The organism is Streptomyces sp. NPDC002669 (genome assembly GCF_042889165.1).
Lineage (GTDB): Bacteria > Actinomycetota > Actinomycetes > Streptomycetales > Streptomycetaceae > Streptomyces.
The window spans coordinates 13,443-35,886 of sequence record NZ_JBIAQQ010000016.1; the positions used below are offsets into that span (position 1 = coordinate 13,443).

General features: G+C 74.9%; 19 protein-coding genes. 10 read left to right on the top strand and 9 right to left on the bottom strand.

The window, feature by feature from the left end; translation table 11 throughout:
• Positions 1-86 precede the first annotated feature (86 nt).
• A complete protein-coding gene (locus ACFYW1_RS23060; protein ID WP_388996178.1) occupies positions 87-896 on the bottom strand; it encodes a methyltransferase domain-containing protein in 810 nt (269 codons plus the stop codon).
• A gap of 221 nt (positions 897-1,117) precedes the next feature.
• Between ACFYW1_RS23060 and ACFYW1_RS23065 the strand changes: the two genes are divergently transcribed.
• The 4 genes from ACFYW1_RS23065 (at position 1,118) to ACFYW1_RS23080 (ending at position 5,405) form a co-directional block, all read left to right on the top strand.
• Positions 1,118-1,702 (top strand): TIGR03086 family metal-binding protein, encoded by a 585-nt coding sequence (locus ACFYW1_RS23065; protein WP_388996182.1) that lies wholly within the window; start codon positions 1,118-1,120, stop codon positions 1,700-1,702.
• A 317-nt stretch (positions 1,703-2,019) separates the two neighbouring features.
• On the top strand, positions 2,020-2,871 hold the full coding sequence (locus ACFYW1_RS23070; protein ID WP_388996185.1) for an SMP-30/gluconolactonase/LRE family protein: 852 nt from the start codon (positions 2,020-2,022) through the stop codon (positions 2,869-2,871).
• A 179-nt stretch (positions 2,872-3,050) separates the two neighbouring features.
• Positions 3,051-4,301, top strand: a complete 1,251-nt coding sequence (locus tag ACFYW1_RS23075; protein ID WP_388996188.1) for an aminotransferase class I/II-fold pyridoxal phosphate-dependent enzyme — start codon at positions 3,051-3,053, stop codon at positions 4,299-4,301.
• 27 nt (positions 4,302-4,328) lie between these two features.
• Complete coding sequence (locus tag ACFYW1_RS23080; protein ID WP_388996191.1) at positions 4,329-5,405, top strand: MBL fold metallo-hydrolase; 1,077 nt, start codon at positions 4,329-4,331, stop codon at positions 5,403-5,405.
• Here the strand turns inward: ACFYW1_RS23080 and ACFYW1_RS23085 are convergent.
• Both ACFYW1_RS23085 and ACFYW1_RS23090 read right to left on the bottom strand, forming a co-directional pair.
• Complete coding sequence (locus ACFYW1_RS23085; protein WP_388996194.1) at positions 5,395-6,015, bottom strand: DedA family protein; 621 nt, start codon at positions 6,013-6,015, stop codon at positions 5,395-5,397. The two genes, ACFYW1_RS23080 and ACFYW1_RS23085, sit on opposite strands and share 11 nt — an antisense overlap.
• Positions 6,012-6,794: an MBL fold metallo-hydrolase gene (locus ACFYW1_RS23090; RefSeq protein ID WP_388996198.1), complete on the bottom strand. Its 783-nt coding sequence runs from the start codon at positions 6,792-6,794 to the stop codon at positions 6,012-6,014. Before ACFYW1_RS23090 ends, ACFYW1_RS23085 begins: the two co-directional genes overlap by 4 nt.
• Positions 6,795-7,069: 275 nt before the next feature.
• Between ACFYW1_RS23090 and ACFYW1_RS23095 the strand changes: the two genes are divergently transcribed.
• From ACFYW1_RS23095 to secD, 6 genes are all read left to right on the top strand, one after another.
• A complete protein-coding gene (locus ACFYW1_RS23095; protein ID WP_388996201.1) occupies positions 7,070-7,483 on the top strand; it encodes a hypothetical protein in 414 nt (137 codons plus the stop codon).
• A 79-nt stretch (positions 7,484-7,562) separates the two neighbouring features.
• Positions 7,563-9,665 (top strand): phage holin family protein, encoded by a 2,103-nt coding sequence (locus ACFYW1_RS23100; RefSeq protein WP_388996204.1) that lies wholly within the window; start codon positions 7,563-7,565, stop codon positions 9,663-9,665.
• A 58-nt stretch (positions 9,666-9,723) separates the two neighbouring features.
• On the top strand, positions 9,724-11,832 hold the full coding sequence (gene ligA / locus ACFYW1_RS23105) for an NAD-dependent DNA ligase LigA (RefSeq protein WP_388996206.1): 2,109 nt from the start codon (positions 9,724-9,726) through the stop codon (positions 11,830-11,832).
• Between the two features lie 240 nt (positions 11,833-12,072).
• A complete protein-coding gene (locus ACFYW1_RS23110) occupies positions 12,073-12,891 on the top strand; it encodes a rod shape-determining protein (RefSeq protein WP_388996209.1) in 819 nt (272 codons plus the stop codon).
• Positions 12,888-13,625, top strand: a complete 738-nt coding sequence (locus ACFYW1_RS23115) for a hypothetical protein (protein WP_388996212.1) — start codon at positions 12,888-12,890, stop codon at positions 13,623-13,625. The genes ACFYW1_RS23110 and ACFYW1_RS23115 overlap by 4 nt, the downstream gene beginning before the upstream one ends.
• Positions 13,626-13,655: 30 nt before the next feature.
• A complete protein-coding gene (gene secD / locus ACFYW1_RS23120; protein WP_388996214.1) occupies positions 13,656-15,992 on the top strand; it encodes a protein translocase subunit SecD in 2,337 nt (778 codons plus the stop codon).
• On the opposite strand, the gene ACFYW1_RS23125 is transcribed toward secD, so the two are convergent.
• The 6 genes from ACFYW1_RS23125 to ACFYW1_RS23150 are packed head-to-tail and all read right to left on the bottom strand — an operon-like array spanning position 15,939 to position 22,441.
• Positions 15,939-16,670, bottom strand: a complete 732-nt coding sequence (locus ACFYW1_RS23125; protein WP_388996218.1) for a hypothetical protein — start codon at positions 16,668-16,670, stop codon at positions 15,939-15,941. The genes secD and ACFYW1_RS23125 overlap by 54 nt on opposite strands.
• A 7-nt stretch (positions 16,671-16,677) precedes the next feature.
• The gene (locus tag ACFYW1_RS23130; RefSeq protein WP_388996221.1) at positions 16,678-18,240 is read right to left on the bottom strand and encodes an ABC transporter ATP-binding protein; all 1,563 of its coding nucleotides are present in this window, start codon (positions 18,238-18,240) and stop codon (positions 16,678-16,680) included.
• Entirely contained in the window at positions 18,237-19,022 is a 786-nt protein-coding gene (locus tag ACFYW1_RS23135; protein ID WP_388996224.1) for an ABC transporter permease, read from the bottom strand. Before ACFYW1_RS23135 ends, ACFYW1_RS23130 begins: the two co-directional genes overlap by 4 nt.
• Positions 19,019-19,972: an ABC transporter permease gene (locus tag ACFYW1_RS23140; protein WP_388996227.1), complete on the bottom strand. Its 954-nt coding sequence runs from the start codon at positions 19,970-19,972 to the stop codon at positions 19,019-19,021. Before ACFYW1_RS23140 ends, ACFYW1_RS23135 begins: the two co-directional genes overlap by 4 nt.
• Positions 19,969-21,591 carry an ABC transporter substrate-binding protein gene (locus ACFYW1_RS23145; RefSeq protein WP_388996230.1) on the bottom strand — a complete coding sequence of 541 codons (1,623 nt, stop codon included), beginning with the start codon at positions 21,589-21,591 and terminating at the stop codon, positions 19,969-19,971. The genes ACFYW1_RS23140 and ACFYW1_RS23145 overlap by 4 nt, the downstream gene beginning before the upstream one ends.
• 43 nt (positions 21,592-21,634) lie before the next feature.
• The gene (locus ACFYW1_RS23150; protein WP_388996232.1) at positions 21,635-22,441 is read right to left on the bottom strand and encodes a class I SAM-dependent methyltransferase; all 807 of its coding nucleotides are present in this window, start codon (positions 22,439-22,441) and stop codon (positions 21,635-21,637) included.
• Positions 22,442-22,444: the final 3 nt, after the last annotated feature.

The window sequence follows — 22,444 nt, forward strand, 5'->3', positions numbered from 1 at the left end:
GCGGCGCTCCGGCACGTGATCGATTCAGGGGCGCGCCCTCGCGGGGGGTGTACGGGGGCGGCTTCGTCCCCGTACACCCCGCGGGCTCAGGCCCGGCAGAGCACCTCGCCGTGCGGAACCATGAACCAGGCATCGTCCCGCGTGCCCCACTCGCGCCAGGCCGCGGCGATCGCGGACAGTTCGTCGGCGGTCGCGTGGCCGCCCTCGACGGCGCGTTCGGCGTAGAGCGAGTCGACCGTGCGCTCCGCCCACAGGCCGCTCCACCAGTCCCGGCTCCCCGGAGTGGCGAAGCACCAGCTGGCAGCGGTCGCGGTGACGTCGGTGAAGCCCGCCCGGCGGGCCCAGGACAGCAGCCGGCGGCCCGCGTCCGGCTCGCCGCCGTTGGCGCGGGCGACCCGGCGGTACAACTCCTGCCAGTCGTCCAGGACGGGGAGCTCGGGATACCAGGCCATCGACGCGTAGTCGCTGTCGCGGGCCGCCACGATGCCGCCGGGGCGGCAGACGCGCCGCATCTCGCGCAGGGCCCGCACCGGGTCGCCCACGTGCTGGAGCACCTGGTGGGCGTGGACCACGTCGAAGGAGTCGTCGGGGAAGGCCAGGTCGTGCACGTCGGCCACGGCGAACTCGACGTTCTCCAGGCCGCGCCCGGATGCCGTGCCGGCCGCCCGGGCCAGGATCCCGTCGGCGGTGTCGACGCCGGTCACCCGGCCGGGGGCGACCAGTTCGGCCAGATCGGCGGTGATGGTGCCCGGCCCGCAGCCGACGTCCAGCACGGTCATTCCCGGGCGGAGCTCACCGATCAGGTACGCGGCGGAGTTGGCGGCGGTGCGCCAGCTGTGCGAGCGCAGCACCGACTCGTGGTGCCCATGGGTGTAGACGGCGGTCTCGTTCGGCATGGCCGTGGATCCCTTCTCGGAACGCGGCCGGAGACCGGACCGCGAAGCGCTGATCGGTATGGCCACCGTACGCCGGTATTTCGAATCATGAGATATGCGTCTTGATATCTGGGACACCCTCTGCGGGACGGCGGGCGACGGGAGTTGGGCACGGACCGGCACGGCCCGCGCGGGGCCGGTGTGCGCTCGCGCCCCGGCCCCGGGCCGGGGAGAGTGGACGCATGACTTCTGTCTCCGCCGACGAGATCCTCGAACGCCACGGCGAGGCGCTCCGGCTCTTCACCGACCGGGTGCACGCGGTGCGCGACGACCAGTGGTCCGCGGCCACGCCGTGCACCGAATGGACCGTGCGCGACCTGGTGGCCCACCTCACCGCCGAACAGCTCTGGGTGCCGTCCCTGGTCACCGAGGGGCGCACCGTCGCCGAGGTCGGCGACGCCTTCGACGGAGACGTGCTGGGCGACGACCCCGTGGCCGCGTGGGACCGGGCGGCGGCCGGGGCGCGCGAGGCGTTCGGGGCACCGGGCGCCCTGGACCGGACCGTGAACCTGTCGTACGGGGACACCCCCGCCGACGCCTACTGCGCGCAGATGGTGACCGACGCGGTGGTGCACGCCTGGGACCTGTCCCGGGCGATCGGCGCCGACGAACGGCTGCCCGCCCTGCTGGTCGGGTTCGCGCGCCGCGAGGTCGGACCGTACGCGAAGGACCTCTCCGGCAGCGGCCTGTTCGCCCCGCCCGTCGGGACCCCGGCCGACGCCGACCCGCAGACCGAACTGCTCGCGCTGCTCGGCCGACGGTCCTGACACCTGAGGGCTGTCCCGTAATCCCCGGTGGATCGGCGCGCGGCGTCAGATGCGGTGCATCGCAAGGCGGAGGGGCGTCCGCATACTGGATGTATTCGGACGTTCCGACAACGCAGCGAGGAGTGGGGTCTCCCCTGCTCGAGCGCAGCCGAGAGCTTGGGGAAGTAGCTGTCGTCGTGCGCCCGCCGGGGATTACGGGACAGCCCTTAGCCCGGTCGCTACCCTGTGCCCGTGATTCCGGCCGTCGGCCGGAGCGCCGGAGGCGGGAGGCGGCAGGACCGCGTCCCCGGCCGGCCCGGACGTCGCGAGAGGCAGAAGTGAGCACCGCACACCTGGACGTGGCCGTACCCGAGCAGGCCGAACTGGGCGAGGGCCCGACCTGGGACCCGGCGACCGGCCGTGTCGTCTGGGTCGACATCGTCGCCGCGCGCGTGCACACCTACGACCCGGCGACCGGCCGTCGTACGGTGATGGCGACCGAGCAGCACGTCGGGGCCGCCAAGCCGCGGGCCGGCGGCGGACTCGTCGTCAACCTGCGCGACGGCATCGGCCTGTACGACCCCGACGGGGCCTTCCGCTGGCTGGTCCACGACCCGGTGCCCGGCCGGCGCGGCAACGACGCGGCGGTCGCCCCGGACGGATCGCTGTGGGCGGGCACCATGCGGTACGACGGGGCCGAGGGCGGGGGCGGTCTGGCCCGCGTCGCGGCCGACGGCGCGGTGACACCGGTGCCGACCCCCGTGTCCTGCGGCAACGGCGTCGGCTGGAGCCCCGACGGACGGTCGATGTACTTCGTCGACACGCCCACCCGCCGCATCGACGTCCTCGACTTCGACGGCGAACACGCCGTGAACCGGCGCCCGTTCGTCACGATCGAGGAAGGCGCCGGATTTCCCGACGGGCTGACGGTCGACGCCGAGGGGGCCGTCTGGGTCGCCCTGTGGGACGGTGCCGCGGTGCGCCGCCACACGCCGGACGGCGCCCTGGACCGGATCGTCGAACTGCCGGTGCGGCGCCCCACGGCCTGCGCCTTCGGCGGTGCGGAGCTGCGCGACCTCTACATCTCCACGGCCCGCACGGGCCTCGTCGCCCCGCACCCGCTGTCCGGTTCGCTGCTGGTGCTGCCGGACGCGGGCCGAGGGATGCCCGGTACGGCCTTCGCCGGCTGACTCCGCCTCCGGCCGTCACCCGGCCGGTTTCCGCCGGAACGCCCTCCCGCCGACGGGCGCCGTCGGCCGAACCCTCGTATAAAGGCCCTGGGGGCGGGCCCGAAGGACCCGGGGCGGGGACCGGAGCCCCGGTGCGGGACGGCGCGACAGGGTGACGGGCGGCGGCGAAGGAGTCCCGGATGGCGCGGCAGCAGACCGGACGGGCGGGACACGGGCACCGGGGCGTGCGGGAGGACCGGGGGCCCGTCCGCTACGGGCCGCCCGCCCACGACCCGGGACTCCCGGTCCTGCCCGAGCTGGCCGAGGTGCTGGCCGCCGCGGCGGGCCGCGCCGGGCCCGAACCGGCCGGCGGCGGCGACGCCCTGCGCGAGGCCGCCGTCGGGTACTGGCAGCGGCGCGGACTGCGCGGCGGCCCGGAACACGTCGCGGCCGCCCCGGGCGCCCCGGCGCTGCTGCTCGCCCTGCTCGCGGCGCACGGCGGCGACGTGCTCATGCCGCGCCCCTGTCCGGCCGCCTGGATCCCGCAGGCCCGGCTGCTGGGCAGGCCCGCCTACCACGTGCCGACCCCGGCGGAATGCGGCGGCGTGCCCGACCCGTACGCGCTGATGGAGACCGTGCGCCGGGTCCGCGCCGAGGGCGGCAGGCCCCGGCTGCTGCTGATCTCCGTCGTCGACGACCCGACCGCCACCGTCGCCCCGCCGGAGCTGGTTCGCGAGGCGTGCGAGGCGGCGGTGGCCGAGGGACTGCACGTCGTCAGCGACGAGACCTGGCGCGACACCCTGCACCGGCCGCGCGACACGGTCCTGCTCAGCCCGGCCGAGATGTGCCCCGACGACGTCACGGTCGTCTGCGACCTGGCCGGCGCGCTGACCCCGTCCGGCTGGCCGGTCGCGATCGCGCGGTTCCCGGACACCGGACGGGCCGCGGTGCGCCATGCCCGTACGCTCGACGTCCTCACCGCGCTCGGCGCGCTCGTCGCGGGGCCGGTCGCCGCGGCCGCCGCCCACGCGCTGCGCGAACCGGAGGCCGTCACCGACCGGATCCGCCGGGCCGCCGCCCTCCAGTCACGGATCGCCGCCGCGGCCCACCGGGCGGTCCTCGCGGCGGGCGCGCTGGCCAGGCCCCCGCAGGCGGGCCGCCACCTCTACGCGGACCTCGGACCGCTCAGGCCCCGGCTGGCCGACCGGGGCGTCACCGACTCGCTGGAGCTGGAGGAGTACCTGAGCGAGCGCCTCGGCACGCCGACACCGGGCGGGCACCGGTTCGGCGACGAGCTGGGGGCGCTGCGCGTGCGGCTGGGGACCGGGACGCTGCTGGGCGCGACGCCCGAGCAGCAGACGGAGGCCCTCACCGCTGTGGCGCCCCTGGAATTGCCGCACGTGGCCCGAGCCCTGAGCATTTTCGCAGCGGCCCTCGACGAACTGCGATGAACGCACTGCGAAGACGGGAGTCCCTCGATGGCGGAACAGACCGGGCACCCCCGCCCCGGAACCGGGCACGCCCTCCCCGGGGCCGAGCGCCCGCAGCCGGTGGACGGCGAGATCGTCGGACCGCGCCCGCTCGGCGAGGTCAGGGACTGGCCCAGAAGTTTCGCCGACCGGCTCACCACGCCCCTCCCTGGTGTCATGGGCATGTCTCGACTGGCGCGTGAACGGGCCCTGCGGCCCAACGCGGAGGGGCTGCGCGGCGCCCAGCGGCTCCCGTACGCCCCCGAGCCCCTGCCGGCCGTCCCCCCGGGGACCACGTCCGTCACCTGGGCCGGGCACGCCAGCTGGGTCGTCCGCACCGGCGGCCTCACCGTGCTCACCGACCCCGTCTGGTCCCGGCGCATCCTCGGCACCCCGGCCAGGCTCACCCCGGTCGGCATCCGCTGGGACGACCTGCCGCCCGTGGACGCCGTCGTCATCAGCCACAACCACTACGACCACCTCGACGCCCCCACCCTGCGCAGGCTTCCCAGGGACACCCCGCTGTTCGTCCCCGCCGGGCTCGGCCGCTGGTGCCGCCGTCGCCACTTCACCTGCGTCACCGAACTCGACTGGTGGGAATCGGCCGAGCTGAACGGCGTCCGCCTCTCCTTCGTCCCCGCCCACCACTGGTCCAAGCGCACCCTCACCGACACCTGCCGCTCCCTGTGGGGCGGCTGGATCATCGACGCCCCCGGGCCCGACGGGCCACGGATCCACTTCGCCGGGGACACCGGCTACGGGCACTGGTTCGGCGAGATCGGCAGCCGCTACCCCGGCATCGACCTGACCCTGCTGCCGATCGGGGCCTACGAACCGCGCTGGTGGCTCGGCGACGTGCACACCGACCCGGAGGAGGCCGTCCAGGCGTACGAGGACCTCGGCGCCCGCGCGATGGCGCCGATGCACTGGGCCACCTTCCTGCTCTCCGCGGAACCCGTGCTCGAACCGCTGACCCGGCTGCGCACCGCCTGGCAGCGGGCCGGCCACCCCCGGGACCGGCTCTGGGACCTGCCGATCGGCGGCTCCCGGCTGCTGGAACCGGCGCCCCGCACCCTCAGCGGCTGAACCGGGCCCGCGCCCTGCGCCACACCGCCGGCACCCCGCTGACCAGCAGCGTCAGCCCCACCGCCGCGACCACGCCCTGCCACGGCTCGGGGAAGATCCAACCGCCCAGGATCCCGATCAGCTGGTACGTCGCCGCCCAGGCCAGGCACGCCGGCACGTCGCCGCGCGCGAACCGGCGCAACGGCATCCGCCCCAGCAGACAGGCCAGCATCACCGGAATCCGCCCCGCCGGCACCAGCCGGGACAGCACCAGCACCACCCCGCCGTGCTCGTCCAGCTTCTGCCGCGCCTGCGCCAGCCGCTCCGGGGCGGCCCGGTCACTGAGCGCCCGGAGCCACTTCGAACCGTTCCGCGACCGCACCCCGCGCTGCCCGAGCCAGTACAGGCAGGTGTCGCCGAGGAACGCCGCGGCCGACGCCACCACGAAGACGGCCAGCAACGAGAACGGCGACGAATGGTGCAGTGCCACCACCGCGGCCGAACTCACCAGGGCGCCCGTCGGCACCACCGGCACCAGCGAACCCACCGCCACCAGCAGGAACAGGGAGGGGTAGCCGACCGCCTGCTGCGTCGACTCCGGGGGCAGCTGCCCCACCACGTCGTGGATCACCCGGCGGCCTCCGGCCGCACCCGCTCGCCGTGGGACAGCCGGTGCACGGCCACCTCCGGCGCCAGCAGAGCCGCCTTGCGGACGAACTCGTCGCCCGGCGCGTGGAACTCGTGCGGCCTGACCCCGTCCATGCCGATCGGCCAGTACGTGCCGTAGTGCACCGGCACGGCCGAGCGCGGCGCCAGCCGGGTCAGCGCCTGCGCGGCCCGGCCCGCGTCCAGATGGCCATGGCCCAGGTACGGGCCCCAGCCGCCCACCGGCAGCAGCGCGACGTCCACCGGACCGACCGCCTCCGCCATGTCGTCGAAGAGCCCCGTGTCACCCGCGAAATACGTACGGGCCCCGCCCTCGACCACGTAGCCCAGCGCGGGGGAGCGGTGCGGCCCCATGGGCAGTCGCCTGCCGTCGTGCAGGGCCGGGACCGCCCGCACCCGCACCGCGCCGACCCGCACCTCGTCGCCCGCCGCCACCTCGGTGATCAGCAGCCCGCGCTCCGAGCGCAGCCCCCGCAGCCCGGGCACGGAACGCGAAGCGCCCACCGGCACCACCAGCCGGGTGCCGGGGGCGAGCCGGGACAGGGACGGCAGGTGCAGATGGTCGGAGTGCAGGTGCGAGACGAGCACCACATCGGCGACCGCGGCCTCGGGGCCGGGCAGCTCGCCGCGCCGCCGCCGCAGATGAGCGAAGCGCCGTACGAAGAGGGGATCGGTCAGCACCCGGACCCCGGAGTCCTCGATCGTGCAGGTGGCATGACCCCACCAGGTGACTTCCACCGGCACGTGCCGCCTCCTCGTTCCCGGGCTTCTCCGTTCCGGCCCCGCGTCGAGCCTAAGGGCTCCCCGCCCCCGCCGGGCCGGTCCGGCGGAGGGGGCGCACACGTGTTCCAGGTTTCCGCCCCGCTCACTCCTCCCGCTTCCCCGTGCGCGGTGTGCGCCTTCTTGTACGCGGGCACGGAGGGTAAGGTCGCCGGTACGCCCAGGCAGCGCCCGGTGAATGCGCCCGGTGCGCGGGCGGACGACGGCATGTGCCGGACAGGGCCTACGGGGGATCGGTCATGGAGGACGTGAAGGACGTACGGGTGGCGGCCATCGCCAGTCTCACACCGCTCGAGGAGCTCGACGAGGACCCGTTCCTCGTCGACACCCGCAGCCAGCAGGACATGTGCGCCCGCTGGGCCGCCGACAAGGGGTACGTCGTCACCCGGCAGCTGCGCCTCTACGGGCTGCGCCCCGACCACCACGCCCTGTGGACCGACGTCGAGAACGGCGACGTCGAGGTGTTCGTCGCCGCCAATGACCGGGTCCTGGCCCGTGCCCTCACCTCCGTGCCCGACTTCGCCGCCGAGTGCGAGCGGCGCGGCGTGCGCCTGGAGGTCGCGGACCTCGTCGAGCCGAGGTACACCTCCCGCACGAAGGCGAGCGTGCACCGCAGACTCTCCATGCCGACCGCCGGTTACGACGGCTGCTGACCGGCCGCCCGCGGTCCCGCTGTGAAAGGCTGGGGGCCGAGGCCCGGAACGGCGGGGGCCGGACGTGAGGTGGAACGGCGTGGGTGACGGGCGATGGCGAGCGGCCGGCAGCGCCCTGATGCGGGTGGTGCTGGTGTGGGCGGTGTCGACGCTCACGATGCTGGTGCTCGCCGGGATCCTGCCGGACTTCCAGCTCCAGTCGGACGACGGCGACAGCACCACCAAGATCGCGTTCACCGCGGCCTGGGGCGCCGGTGCGTTCGGTCTGCTCTCCGCCCTGGTCTGGCCGCTCCTGGTCCGGGCGCTGCTCATCGTGCCCGCGCTCGTCCTCGGACTGCTGGTCTTCTTCCTGAACGGCTCGCTGCTGCTGCTCGCCCTGCGGCTCATCCCGGACGGGCGCGGAGCGGTGGCCCCCCAGACGGCGGTCGTCGTCGCGGCCGTGATGTCCGCCGTCGCCTCGGCGACCTCCACCGCGCTCGCCGTCCGCGACGACAACGCCTACCGGCGCCGGCTCTCCCGGCTCGCCGACCGCCGTCGCCGGCGCAGCGGCACGGACGCCGGGCGCAGCGGCCCCCCGGGCACCGTCTTCATCCAGCTCGACGGCGTCGGCCACGCCGCGCTCGCCCGCGCCGCCGACCAGGGCCTGATGCCGACCGTCGCGCGCTGGCTGGCGGACGAGGAGGGCCACCGGCTCACCCCGTGGCGCACCGACTGGTCCAGCCAGACCGGGGCCAGCCAGCTCGGCATCCTGCACGGCAGCAACCACGACGTCCCCGCCTTCCGCTGGTACGAGAAGGAGACCGGCGACGTCATGGTCTCCAGCAGACCCGCGAGCGCCCTCGAACTCCAGCGCAGGGCCATCGCGCGCACCCGCGACGGCGGACTGCTCACGGTGGACGGGGCCAGCCGCGGCAACCTCTTCAGCGGCGGCGCCGAACAACTGGCCCTGGTCCTGTCGATGGCGGCCCGGCGCGGCAAGGGCCGCCGCTCCAGGGCGGGGTACTTCGCCTACTTCTCCGATCCGGCCAACGCCGTCCGCACCGCGCTGTCCTTCGTCGCCGAGGTCTGCCGCGAGATCGGGCAGTCCATCGCCGCCCGGATCCGGAAGGACGCCCCCCGGATCAAGCGCGGTGGGCTCTACCCCTTCATCAGGGCCTTCGCGACCGTCGTCGAACGCGACGTGGTGGTCTCCGCCGTCATCGGCGACATGTTCGCCGGACGCACCGCCGTCTACGCCGACCTGGTCGCCTACGACGAGGTGGCGCACCACTCCGGACCCGACAGCCGCGACGCGGACAAGGTCCTCGCCCGCCTGGACCGTTCGCTCGCCCTGATCGCCAAGGTCGCCGAGCACACCCCGCGCACCTACCGGATCGTGCTCCTCTCCGACCACGGACAGAGCCCCGGGGAGACCTTCGCCGGGGCGTACGGGCTGACGCTCAAGGACCTGGTGCGGGCGGGCTGCGGGCTGCCCGTCTCCCGCCGGGCGCAGCGCACCCGCAGCGGCTCGGAGGCCCGTGACGCGGTACGGATCGCCCTGCACCGGCGGCCCGTCGAGGAGGGCGACGCGGAGCACCGCACGAAACCGTCCGACCCGGTCGTCCTCGCCTCCGGCAACCTCGGACTCGTCTCCTTCCCCGACATCGAGGGGCGTGCCTCGCGCGAGCGGCTCGACCGGGAGCGGCCCGCCCTGCTGGGCACCCTCGCCAACCACCCGGGCATCGGTTTCCTGCTGGTGCGCAGCGAGCGCCACGGATCGGTGGTGCTGGGCCGGGGCGGGGCGGAGGTCCCGGTGGCGGAACTGGAGGACGGGAAGGGGCCGTTGGCTCCGTTCGGCCCCGGCGCGGCGGACGCGGTGCGCCGCACCGACACCTTCCCGCACGTCGCCGACATCATGGTCAACTCGATGTACGACGGCGCCACGGGGCGGGTGCACGCCTTCGAGGAACAGATCGGCTCGCACGGCGGACTGGGCGGCGCGCAGTCCCGGCCCTTCCTGCTGTGGCCCGCGGACCTGTCCGCCCCGGTCGCGACGGGCGCGGAACTGGTGGGGGCCGAGCAGGTGCACGAGGTGCTGCGGCGCTGGCTGCGGGAGTGCTCCGGGCCACAGGTGCCGATCGGGCGACCGGGCGCGGAGAGCGGGGCGGACGGGGCCGAGGGCACGATCGGGGCGGCCGGCTGACGGCCGCGAGGACCGGCCGCCCGGCCGCGGGACGGCGTTGTCAGTGGTGGACGGCAGGATGGGGGCCATGACGAACTCAGCTGTTGTGCTCGCCGATGCCGCCGCCTACGCCGCCGCGGTCGAAGAAGCCTCGCAGGCCGCCGCCGCGTACTACGCCACGGGCGAGAGCACGCTCGACGACGACGCCTACGACCGGCTGGTGCGGGGGATCGCCGGGTACGAGCAGGAGCACCCGCAGGAGGTGCTGGCGAACTCGCCGACCGGCAAGGTGGCGGGCGGCGCCGCGACCGGGGACGTGCCGCACACGGTGCCGATGCTGTCCCTGGACAACGTCTTCTCGGCCGAACAGTTCGTCACGTGGACGGCGTCGCTGGAACGCCGGATAGGCCGCCCCGTCGCCGCCTGGAGCGTGGAGCCGAAGCTCGACGGACTGGCCGTCGCGGCGCGCTACCGGGCGGGCCGCCTGGAGCAGCTGATCACCCGGGGCGACGGCACCGCGGGCGAGGACGTGTCGCACGCGATCGGTACGGTGGTCGGCCTCCCCGGAGAGCTCGCCGAGCCGGTGACGATCGAGATGCGCGGCGAGATCCTCATGACGAACGAGCAGTTCGAGCAGGCCAACACCGTGCGCACCGAGCACGGCGGCGCCCCCTTCGCCAACCCGAGGAACGGCGCGGCGGGCACCCTGCGCGCCAAGGACCGCGCGTACACGGTGGAGATGACGTTCTTCGCCTACGGGGCCCTGCCGCTGCCCGATTCCGGCGAGCTGGCCGACACCCTCGCCGAACTTCCGCACAGCGAGGTCCTGGCGTACGTCGCCGGGCTCGGTGTGCACACCGCCGCGGACACGGACGTGGCGCCGCGCACGGTGACCACCGTCGAGGAGGTGCAGAGCCGGGTCGAGGAAGTCGCCGCCCTGCGCGCCTCGTTGCCGTTCGGCATCGACGGCATCGTGATCAAGGCCGACCTCGCCGCCGACCAGCGCGAGGCCGGTTCCGGGACCCGGGCGCCGCGCTGGGCCATCGCATACAAGCTGCCCGCCGTCGAGAAGGTCACCCGGCTCCTCGGCGTCGAGTGGAACGTGGGCCGGACCGGCATCATCGCCCCGCGCGCCGTGCTGGAGCCGGTCGAGATCGACGGCTCGACCGTCAGCTACGCCACGCTGCACAACCCCGCCGACATCACCCGCCGCGACCTGCGCCTGGGCGACCGGGTGATGGTCTACAAGGCGGGCGACATCATCCCCCGGATCGAGGCGCCGGTCGCCCATCTGCGGACCGGCGACGAGAAGCCCATCGAGTTCCCCGGGGCCTGCCCGCAGTGCGGCTCCGAGATCGACACCAGCGAGCAGCGCTGGCGCTGTGTGCGGGGCCGCAGCTGCCGCCTGGTCGCCTCCGTCTCGTACGCGGCGGGCCGCGACCAGCTCGACATCGAGGGCCTCGGCGCGACCCGGGTCGTCCAGCTCGTCGACGCCGGTCTGGTGACCGACTTCGCCGACCTCTTCACCCTCGAACGCGATCAGCTGCTCGGCCTGGAGCGGATGGGCGAGACCAGCACCGACAACCTCCTGGCCGCCATCGAGACGGCCCGGACCCAGCCGCTCTCCCGGGTCTTCTGCGCGCTGGGCGTACGTGGCACCGGCCGCTCCATGTCCCGGCGGATCGCCCGGTACTTCGCCGACATGGACCGGATCAGGGCCGCGGACGAGGAGGAGCTCCAGCGGGTCGACGGGATCGGCAAGGAGAAGGCCACAGGTGTCGTCGCCGAGCTGGTGGAGCTGGCCCCGCTGATCGAGAAGCTGGTGGCCGCCGGGGTCAACATGACGGAACCCGGCGCGACGCCCCCGCCCCCGCCGGGCGAGGAGGCCGAGGAGACGGCGGACGCCGCCGCGGACGGGGCGGGCGGTCTGCCGCTGGACGGCATGACCGTGGTGGTCACCGGGGCCATGACCGGCGCGCTGGAGAAGCTCTCCCGCAACGAGATGAACGAGCTGATCGAGCGGGCGGGCGGCAAGTCCTCGTCCAGCGTCTCCAAGCGCACCACGCTCCTGGTCGCCGGGGAGAAGGCCGGGTCCAAGCGCACCAAGGCCGAGGACCTCGGCATCCGGATCGCCGCGCCGGACGAGTTCGCCGAACTGCTCGCCGGATTCCTGCCGTCGGAGGTGTGACGCACGACGGGGACCCGGTGTGTCGCACGGAGCCGCGGTGCGGCGCACGGCGGCTTCCCTTGCGCCGCACGGCGGGGGCGTGGCGCGGCACACCGGGGCCGTGCTGCCCGAGCCCTTTGATTTTGCCCGGGAGTGGCTTTCTTTGCCTCCCTATTGCATAGTGAGGGCTCGGCCATGCCTCGCTATCAGCGGGTCCATGGGTGGGTGAACGGCTGTGGTGGACAGGCCGGAGGAGGGACGATGCGTTCTCTGCACTACGGACGCCGGCCCGACCGGCCGGCCGGTTCCGAGTACCGGGGCGCCACCCGCGGCCTCGCCATCGACCTCGGCAGTTCCCGCACCCGGGCCTGGATGCCCGGACACGGTGTCATCACCGACGCCCGCAGCGACTTCGGCACCGGAGCCGGGCGCGGCCACCCGGTCCGGCGCGGACGCATCGTCGACTTCGACTCCTGCGGCCGGATGCTCGGCCGCATCGCCGACATGGCCCTGGGCGAGGACCGCACGGGCACCGTGATCGTCCTCAGCCATCCCGTCCTCGCCGGGGCCGGGCACCGCGCCGCGGCGAAGGAACTGGTCGCCGCGCTCGGACCGGTGGACGTCATCGCGCTGGACAGCGCGCGGGCCGCCGCCGCGTACGCCGGACCGGGGGACGGCGGCCCGCTGCTCGTCGTCGACATCGGCGCCGAACTCACCGAGGCGACCCTGCTCGTCGACGGCCGGGTCCGGGACGCCCGCCAGGCCGAATCGGGGCTGAGCGACCTCGCCCCGTCCCAGCCCGCCGCCCCCGTCGTCCGCACCGTCCTGGACATGGTCACGGAGATGTGGAAGCAGGATCGGCACGGCGCCGTCCTGGGCGCCCTGCGCAGGGGTCCGTTGCTCACCGGCGGCGGTGCGGCCCGGTGCGACGTCACCGACGCGATAGCGGCCCGCCTCGGGGTGCCGGTGCGCCCCGCCGACGACCCGGCGACCACGGTCGTACGGGGCGCGGGAATGGTCCTCAGCTCCGTGCTCCGCCACGCGGGCGCGGTACCCGCCCTGCCCGGCCGACCGAGGTGACCCCCCTCCCGGGGCCGCCCCCGGGAAACGCGCACCCGGGGCCGCGTCCGGCGCACGCCACCGCACGGCCGCATGACGGGGCGTCGTCCCCGTGTCCGGCACACCCCGACGACACGGCCGGGACGCGTACCGGTCGCCGCACCCCGGACGACACGGGCCGGACCCGGCCGGGTGCCCCGGCCGGCGGCACCGCGCGGGCCGCCCGGCAGACGCTGGTCGCCCTGCTCCTCGCCGTCCTCGCCGTGGTCGGCGGTGCCCCCGCGTCCGCGTTCCCCGCCCGGCCGTTCGCCGGGGTGCCGCCCGCCGAGGCGCACTCGCCGGGCGGCCACCGCCCCACCCCGCACACCGACCGGACCGTCCGCACGGGCATCGTCGGCGACACCCGCCGCACCCGCGCGGGCACCGCCCCCGAGACCCGCCGGGGCCGCACCGCCACGGCGACCGGCCACCACCGGCCCGCACCGATCACCGGACCGGAACCCCGGCCCCGGGCCGGCGCCGACCAGGCCCGGCTCCCGCACCACCTTCCGCCGCCCGGCTCCCCCTTCACGCTGCCCGGCACCTTCGGCGTCCGCGCGCCCGACCGGGCCCGCCCGCGGGCCCCCGAAGCCGCTTCCCCCACCATCGACCGTTTCCGCGCCGCGCTTCCGGGCGTGCGCGGACCTCCGAGGACGGCCGTGCACCGGCCACCGGACCCGTTCCACGCAACAGCCGTACCGTCCTCGCCGAGGTGAGGACGCCCGGCGTCCCCTCGGAGGAAACCCATGACTCGCGCCACCACGGTGCGAGCGGTTCTGGCTGCGGCCGTTCTGCTCGTCTCCGTGTTCATCACGCTGACCATGTCGCCCAGACTCGGCCTCGACCTTCAGGGCGGCACCAGAATGGTGCTCCAGGCCAAGGACTCGGACACCGCGAAAGCGGACCGGGAGAGCACCGAGCACACCCTCGAAGTACTGCGCCGGCGCATCGACTCGCTCGGCGTCACCGAACCCACCCTGACCCGCTCCGGCGAGGACCGGATCATCGTCGAACTCCCCGACGTCCAGGACCCGCGCAAGGCCGCCGAGGTCATCGGGAAAACCGCACAGCTCAGCTTCCACGCCGTCCAGGGACCGGGCACCCCGGACGAACCGAAGCCCGGCGACAAGGACGCGCAGGACGGCAAGAAGTCCGACGGCGGGCGGACGCTTCCCGATGAGCAGGGCCGCCCCCTGGCCCTCGGCCCGTCCCGGCTCTCCGGCGCGGGCGTCAAGGACGCCACCGCCGCGTTCGACGGCCAGCAGGGCGCCGGGTGGACCGTCTCCCTCGACTTCCACAAGAAGGCGGGCCGGGACTGGACCGAGCTGACGGGCGAAGCCGCCTGCCACCCGGCACAGGACGACCGCCGCCGGGTCGCCATCGTCCTCGACGACCGGATCATCTCCTCCCCGCAGGTCTCCCCGTCGGTCGGCTGCGGGGTCGGCCTGCCGTCCGGATCCACCCAGATCACCGGCTCCTTCAGCGCGGACGAGGCCAGGGAACTGGCCCTGCTCATCAAGGGCGGCGCCCTGCCGCTGCCCGTCGAGATCGTCGAGCAGCGGACCGTGGGTCCGACGCTCGGTGCCGCCGCCATCGACGCCAGCGCCCGCGCCGCCCTCATCGGAGCCGCGGCCACCGCGCTCTTCATCACCCTCGTCTACCGGCTCTTCGGCGCGCTCGCGGCCGTCGCGCTCGCCGCCTACGGGCTGATCTCCTACGCGGCCCTGGTCGGCCTCGGCGTCACCCTCACCCTGCCCGGCCTCGCCGGATTCGTCCTGGCCATCGGGATGGCGGTCGACGCCAACGTGCTGGTCTTCGAACGGGCCAGGGAGGAACACGCGCAACATCCCGGCCGGACCCTGCGCTCCTCGCTGACCGCCGGGTTCCGCAACGCCTGGAGCGCCGTGGCGGACTCCAACGTGACGACCCTGATCGCGGCCGGACTGCTGTTCTTCCTCGGCTCGGGACCGGTGAAGGGCTTCGGGGTCACGCTCGCCATCGGCGTCATCGCCTCGATGTTCTCCGCGCTGGTCATCGCCCGCGCGCTCACCGAGATCGCCGCGCGCTCCCGCTTCGTCAGCGACTACCGGGGCATCAACGGCATCGCCACCCCCGGCCGGGTGCGCACCTGGCTGAGCCGCCGCGACCTCCGGCCGATGCGGCACCCGCGCCGCTGGCTGCTGATCTCCACCGCGCTGGTCGTCGTCGCCGTCCTCGGCATCGTCGTGCGCGGCGTCAACCTGGGCGTCGAGTTCACCGGTGGCCGGCTGGTCGAGTACTCGACCAGCAAGCCCGTCGACGTGGAGCGGGCCCGTACCGTCCTGGCCGACGCGGGCTTCGGCGACGCCGAGGTCACCACGGCGGGCGCGGGCGACCTCTCGGTACGGACCGGGAAGATCGACAACGACCAGGAACACGCCCTGCGTTCCGCGCTCGCGGCGGAGGGCGGCGAGACCACCAAGGTCCGCGACGAACTCATCGGCCCCAGCCTCGGCGACGAACTGCGGCGCAACGCCCTGATCGCGCTCGGCATCGCGGTCCTGGTGCAACTGGCGTACCTGGCGGCCCGGTTCCGCTGGACGTTCGCGGTGGGCTCGGTGGCGGCGCTCGTCCACGACGTCGTCATCCTGGTCGGCGCCTTCGCCTGGCTCGGCCGCACCGTCGACGGCATCTTCCTGGCCGCGCTCCTCACCGTCATCGGGTACTCCGTCAACGACTCGGTGGTGGTCTTCGACCGGGTCCGGGAGCTGTGGGCGAAGGCCCGGCGGGTGCCCGTCGCCACGATCGCCGACCGGGCCGTCCTCCAGACCGTCCCCCGAACGGTCAACACCGGAATGGGCGCGCTCTTCATCCTCACCGCGCTCGCCGTCCTCGGCGGCGACTCCCTCGCGGACTTCGCGCTCGCCCTGCTGATCGGTATCTGTGTCGGTACGTACTCCTCGGTGATGACCGCCGTACCGGCCGCGCTCGTCCTGGAGCGGAGCAGCAAGGCCCCGCCGCCCGCCCGGAAGCGGTCGCCCGGCCGCAAGTCAGGCACGGCCCGGGCCCGCCGGGACCCGCTGGACAACGGAGCACGGGTGTAGGGCCTCCGTCCGGTCCGGACCGGTCCAGACCGGACCGGACCGGGCGGGTGGTGCCGGTGACCGGCTGACCGGTGACCGGCGGGCGCGTGCCCGGCCGTCGTCCCCCGGCCGGGCACGCGTACCGACTCGTCGCCGGGGCCCGCGGAAAGGCCCCGGCGACGAGTCGCGCCCATGTCCCGGCCGTTCCCGCGGCGGACCGCGCGATCCGCTCCGCCGCCGTCCCGGGGACCCGGACGCGAACCCCTGCGCGACCCAGCAGTAGACGCCCTGGCCCCGGTGCCGGGCGTCGCCGACGAGGGCGGACAAATCACCCAGGAGCGCCTCGGCTACCCCCACGTCGATGAACTCGCCGTCCTCCGCGCGCCGTGCGACCCACGCGGCGGCGACGGCCCGCAACCCGGACGGTCCGGCCCCGGCGAGCGCGGCGGACAGCCGGGGCGAGAGCGCGAGGACGACGCACCCGTCGTCGTCCAGGCCGGCGACGACACGGGGCTCGCCGGCCTCGACGAGTTCCTCGAAGCTCCCACCGGCGAGCAGGCACTCCCATTCGATCAGGGCCTCCTCGGGATCGAAGTTGCCGAAGGAGAGCGACTCGAACGCGCGTCGCGGCCCGGTCGGAAGGACCAGGGCCGCCGACGCGTCGTCCGGTGCCACGAAGAACTCGACGAGGATGCTCACCCGGGCATCATGCCCGGCCGTGACCATGAGCGCCGAGGCGGGCGCCCGGCCCCGCGGAGCCTTCCATCAGCCGGGCGGTGAGCGGGTGCTGCGGAGCCGTGGACAGCCGGTGCGCGGGCCCCTCCTCGACGAGGGCGCCCGCCTCCAGCACGGCGACGCGGGTGGCCGACGCGGCCACGGCCGGGTCATGGGTGATCAGGACCAGGGACAGGCCGCCCCGGTCGCGCACCAGCCCGGCGAGCGTGTCGAGGATGTCCCGCCGGGTGACCGTGTCGAGGCCGGAGGTGATCTCGTCGCAGATCAGCACCCGGGGCCGGGCCAGCAGGGCACGGGCCAGCGCGGCCCGCTGGAGTTCGCCGCCGGAGAGCCCGCCGGGGCGGCGGCGTACGAGGTCCTCGCCCAGGCCGAGGCCGGTGAGAGTGGTGAGCGCCTCGACCAGGGCGTCCGGCCCGGCCGCCCCGCGCAGCCGTACCGCCGTCCGGGCGACCTGCTGGAGGACCGGGCGGTGTTCGTCGAACGCGGCCCCGGCGTCCTGGAAGACGTACTGGACGGCGGCCAGTTGCCGACGCGTGCGGTCCCGCAGGCTGCGCGGGAGAGGGACGTCGTCGAGGAGGATGTCGGCGTCGTGGTTCCGGTGCAGACCGGCCAGGCAGCGGGCCAGGGTGGTCTTCCCGCTGCCCGAGCGGCCGACAACGGCCAGGCACTCGCCGGTGCGGAGGGCGAGGCCGGGCACGCGGAGCACCGCCGTCCGGCCGTGCCGGGCGGTGAGGGGCCCCGTCCGGAGGACCACCTCGCCCCCGGACGCCGGTTCGACGCGGGCGGCGCCGGACCCGGACGACAGGAGTTCGGCCGTCCAGGGGTGTCGCGGCGCCCGCCACAGGCGCTCGGCCGGCGCGGACTCCACCACCCGCCCGTCACGCATGACCACGACCTCGTCGGCGAGCGCGCGTACGACGTCCAGGTCGTGGCTGAGCAGGACGACCGCGATCCCCTCCCGGGCCACGGCGGCGAGCCGGTCGACGATGCCCCGCTTCGTCAACGGGTCCTGGCCCGTGGTCGGCTCGTCGGCCACCACCACCTCGGCCCCGAGCAGCAACGCCTGGGCGAGGACGACGCGTTGCTGCTGCCCGCCCGACAGCTGATGGGGGTGGCGCCGCAGCATCGTCCCGGGGTCGGGGAGCCGGACCGAAGCCAGGGCCCCCAGCACCCGCTCGTGGACGGCGGCCCGGCGGGCCCGGTACGGCAGGTGCCGCACCCGCGCACGGGCGATGTCCCGCAACAGGGCCCCGACGCGACGCGCGGGATTGAGCACGGCGCCCGGGTGCTGGGGGACGTACCCGATCGGCCCGTCGGGCACGCGTACGTCGCCGGACACGCGGGCACCGGCCGGGTATTCGCCGAGCAGCGCGCGGCCCGTGGTCGTCTTGCCGCTGCCGGACGCGCCCACGACGGCCGTGATCCTGCCGGGGAGGACCCGGAGCGCGACCCCGTCGACGATCGCCCGGCCGCCGACCTCCACCCGCAGGTTCCTGATCTCCGCGACCGCGTTCACGGCGTCCACGGCCTTCATCTCCGTTTCCTCTTCTCCAGGCCGGCGTCCACGAGCAGATTGGTGCCCATGGTCAGGGCGACGACGAGCAGGGCGGGCACGACCACGGCCCACGGCTGCACGAACAGTCCGGTGCGGTTGCGGTCCACCATCACCGCCCAGTCGGCGGCGTCCGGCTCGACGCCCACGCCGAGGAACGCCGCGGTGGCGACGAGGTACAGCACCCCGGTCAGCCGTACGCCCGCGTCGGCGGCGAGCGTGCGGGCCACGGACCGCCCGACGTAGCCGACGGCCGTGCGCCACCAGGTCTCGCCCTGCATCCGCAGCGCCTCGACCGCCGGGCGCGACGCGGCCTCGGCCGCCGCGGCCCGGACGATGCGGGCGGCGTCCGGGATGTTGACGAGGGCCACCAGCAGGGCGAGGCCGGCAGGGCCCGGCGCGAGGACGGCGGCGACGAGCAGGACCATCAGCAGCGACGGCACGGCGAGCAGCACGTCCAACGGCCGCATCAACAGCTCTTCGAGCCAGCCGCGGTGGGTGAGGGCACCGATGACCCCGACGGGGAACGCGACCAGATAGGCCACGGCGGTCGCGGCCAGTGCCACCAGCACCACCGGGCGGCCGCCCAGCAGGACCTGGTGCCAGACGTCCCGGCCCACGAAGTCGGTACCGAGCGGGTGCCCGCCGCCGAGCGCGAACGAGGCGGCGCGGGGCCCGGGGCCGCCGACGAACAACGGTCCCGCGAGGGCCAGGACGAGGGGGACGCCCACGACGACGGAGCCGAGCACGAAACGGGACCTCACGCCGCCACCTCCGACCGCGGGGCGAAGCGACGCGCGACCAGGTCGGCGCCGAGGTTGAGCACGACGGTGGTGACGCCGAAGACCACGGCGAGGCCCTGGACCACGGGCACGTCCCGTTCGGCGACGGCGTTCATCAGAACGGTGCCGAGGCCCGGGATCACGTACAGCGCCTCCACGACGATGACGCCGCACAGCAGCCAGTCGACGGTGCGGGCCAGCTGCTGGGCGGCCGGCGCCATGGCGTTGGGGAGGGCGTGCCCGTACCGGACGCGGACGCCCGGGACGCCGCAACGGCGGGCGTGCGCCGCGTACGGGGCGGCCAGCGCGTCGATCATGCCGGCGCGCACCAGCCGGGCGAGGGAACACACCGGGCGGGAGAGCAGGACGAGGACGGGGAGCACCAGAGCGGCGGGATGGGCCAGGAGGTCGGTGCCGTAGCCGACGGCGGTCGGCGGGACCCAGCCCAGACGCAGCGCGAAGACGGTGACCAGCAGCACGCCGAGGGCGAACTCGGGCACGGCGTACGCGCCGAGCGTCACCGAACTGACCAGCCGGTCCACGAACCGGCCCTCGTGGCGGGCGGCGAGGACACCGAGGCCGACCCCGGCCGGGACGAGGAGAACGACCGTCAGGGCGGCGAGCAGCAGCGTCGGTCCGTAGCCGTCGGCGAGGTACGTGCCGACGGGCCGGCCGGAGACCAGGGACGTGCCGAGGTCTCCGTGCGCCAGTGCGGACACCCAGTCCGCCAGGCGCTCGTGCGCGGGCCGGTCCAGGCCCATCGCCTCGCGGATGGCGGCGATGCGCTCGGGGTCGGGCTGGTCACCGGCGAGGGCGACGGCGGCATCGCCCGGCAGCGCCTCGGTGAGGGCGAGGACGAGCAGTACGACGGCCGCCGTCTGCGCCGCACCGAGCAGCAGCCGCCGGGCGATCCAGGGAAGTGATCCGCTCACGCGAGCCACACCTTGTCGAAGCGCGCCCAGTCGAGGGAGTTGGCCGGTGCTGCCGCCGCCACGCCGCGGACGTCGCGGGCGGTGCCGAGGATCCAGTCGGCGAAGCCCCAGACCAGGAAACCGCCCTCGGCGTGCAGGCGCCGCTGCATGCGGTGGTAGACGGCGGTGCGGGCGGCCCTGTCCTCGGTGGACTGCGCCTGCCGGTAGAGGGCGTCGAAGTCCTTGTGGTGCCACTTGGTGGCGTTGGTGGTGGAACCGCTGAGCAGACGCTGGGAGATGTGGGTCTCGATGGGCATGGCGCCGGAGCGGTAGGAGCAGAGGGTGCCGGAGTCGAGGATGTCCTTCCAGTAGCTGTCCTTGCTGCCGGTCCTGACGGTGATGGTGACGCCCGCCTTCGCCGCCTGGTCCCGGAAGATGGTGGCGGCCTCGGTGAATCCGGCGGCCACGGGCGAGGTGTCGAGGGTGACCTTCAGCCCCTCGGCGCCCGCCTGCCGGAGGAGCGCCCTGGCCCGGTCGAGGTCCTGCTCCCGCTGGGGCAGGTCCGCGGCGTAGTACTCGTAGCCCCGGCCGAACAGGTCGTTGCCCACCTCGCCGGCACCGGACAGGGCGCCGTCCACCAGTTCCCCGCGGTCGGCGATCAGGAAGAACGCCTCCCGTACGCGTCCGTCGTCGAAGGGCGGCCGGTCGGTCTTCATCGCGAAGGACTGCATGGCGCTGTTGCGGAGCCGGACGATCTCGATCCGGTCCCCGCCCTCGTGGGCGCGGGCGGTGGTGGGGGCGAGCTCATGGGCGTACTCGACCTGGCCGCCGAGGAGGGCGTTGACACGGGCGGACTCCTCGTTGGCGACGATGAACTCCAGCTCGTCCAGGTACGGGGCGCCGTCCCAGTAGTCCTCGTTGCGCCGGAGGACGGCGGACTTCCCGGGGGCGAAGGAGACGAAGCGGAACGGTCCGCTGCCGACCGGCTCGTGGTCGAAGTCCTGCTCGCCCTCGGGCACGACGTACGCGCCGAAGGCGGCGAGCACGTTGGGGAACTCGGCGGTGGGGCGCTTGAGGACGAACTCGACGGTCCTTGCGTCCGGCGCGCGGCTGGCCCCGAGGTCGATGGGTTCCAGGGACGCCCTGGCACGGAACGCCCGCTTCGGATCCGCGATGCGCCGGTAGCTGTACAGGACGTCGTCGGCGGTCACCGGCCGGCCGTCGTGGAAGACGGCCTCGCGCAGGGTGACCCGCCAGCGGTCCAGCCCGGCGGCGGACTCCCACCGGGCGGCGAGGCGCGGCCGGGCGGACAGATCGGGGCCGTGGTCGGCGAGCTTGTCGAAGAGGGCCTTGGCGCGGGCCACGTCCGCGAAGAGGTTGGCGAGGTGCGGGTCGAGCGTCTCGCTCGCCCCGCCGCCGGCGAACGCGGCGCGCAGCCGCCCGCCCCGCCGGGGCTTTCCGCCGGCCTTCGCGGTGCCGGCGGCCGGGCCGGGACCGGCACAGCCGGTGAGGCCGAGGGCGCCGAGGCCGACGGCGCCCGTGGCGGCGGAGAGGAAGTCCCGGCGGTGGACACCGGACGGGCGCGGACCGGGCGCGGGGGCGGCGCCCGACGTGGCGTCGGACAGGGATATGCCGTTCATGAAGGTGTTCCTTGCTGCTGTGCGAGCGGACGGGGCGCGGGTTTCAGGGACGGGGAGGGGCGGCGAGACGGGCCACCAGGTGCAGCCGGTCGCCGTCGGCGGTCGCGGCGGGCAGGTCGCCCTCCCGCCACGGCGGCTCGGTGCGCGGGCCCGGCCCGTCGTGCAGGGCGAGCACCTCGAAGCCGTGGACCGCGAGCAGGTGGCGCAGTTCCTGGGGGAGGAGCAGGCGCCACGCGGAGCGCTGCTCGACCGGCGGGGAACCGTCGTCGGCGGTCCACACCCGGACGCGGCGCAGCAACTGGGCGGCCCTGTCCACGGACAGGGTGGTGGTGGAGCGGTAGCCGGTGCCCTGCCAGGTGAAACCGTTGACGGACGGGGAGTCGAGGAGTTCCGTGCGGCCCAGGAAGAACGCCCCGTTGCGCATCTCCGCGACGAGCAGACCACCGGGCGCCAGCGCGCGGCGGCAGGACGCCAGGAACCCGTCGAGCTGGTCGTTGGTGTGGCAGTACAACAGGGCGCTGTCCAGGCACACGACGGCGTCGAAGGCCCCTGCCCCGAGGTCGAAACCGTGCAGGTCGGCCCGGACGTACGCGGGGCCGGGGTGCCGGTCGTCGGCGTACGCCAGCATCGCGGCGGACAGGTCGGCGCCGGTGACGGTGCGACCGGCGCGGTGCAGGTGGGCGGCGTCGCGGCCGGTGCCGCAGCCGATGTCCAGGACGCGGGGGCCGGGCGCCCCGTACCGGCGCAGGCAGTCCTCGGCCCAGCGGCCGGCGATCCGTCCGGGGTCGGGGAAGCGCGCCTCGTACAGCGCCGGGTTGTCGGTGAGCAGGTTCGCGGCGGTGGCGGACATGGG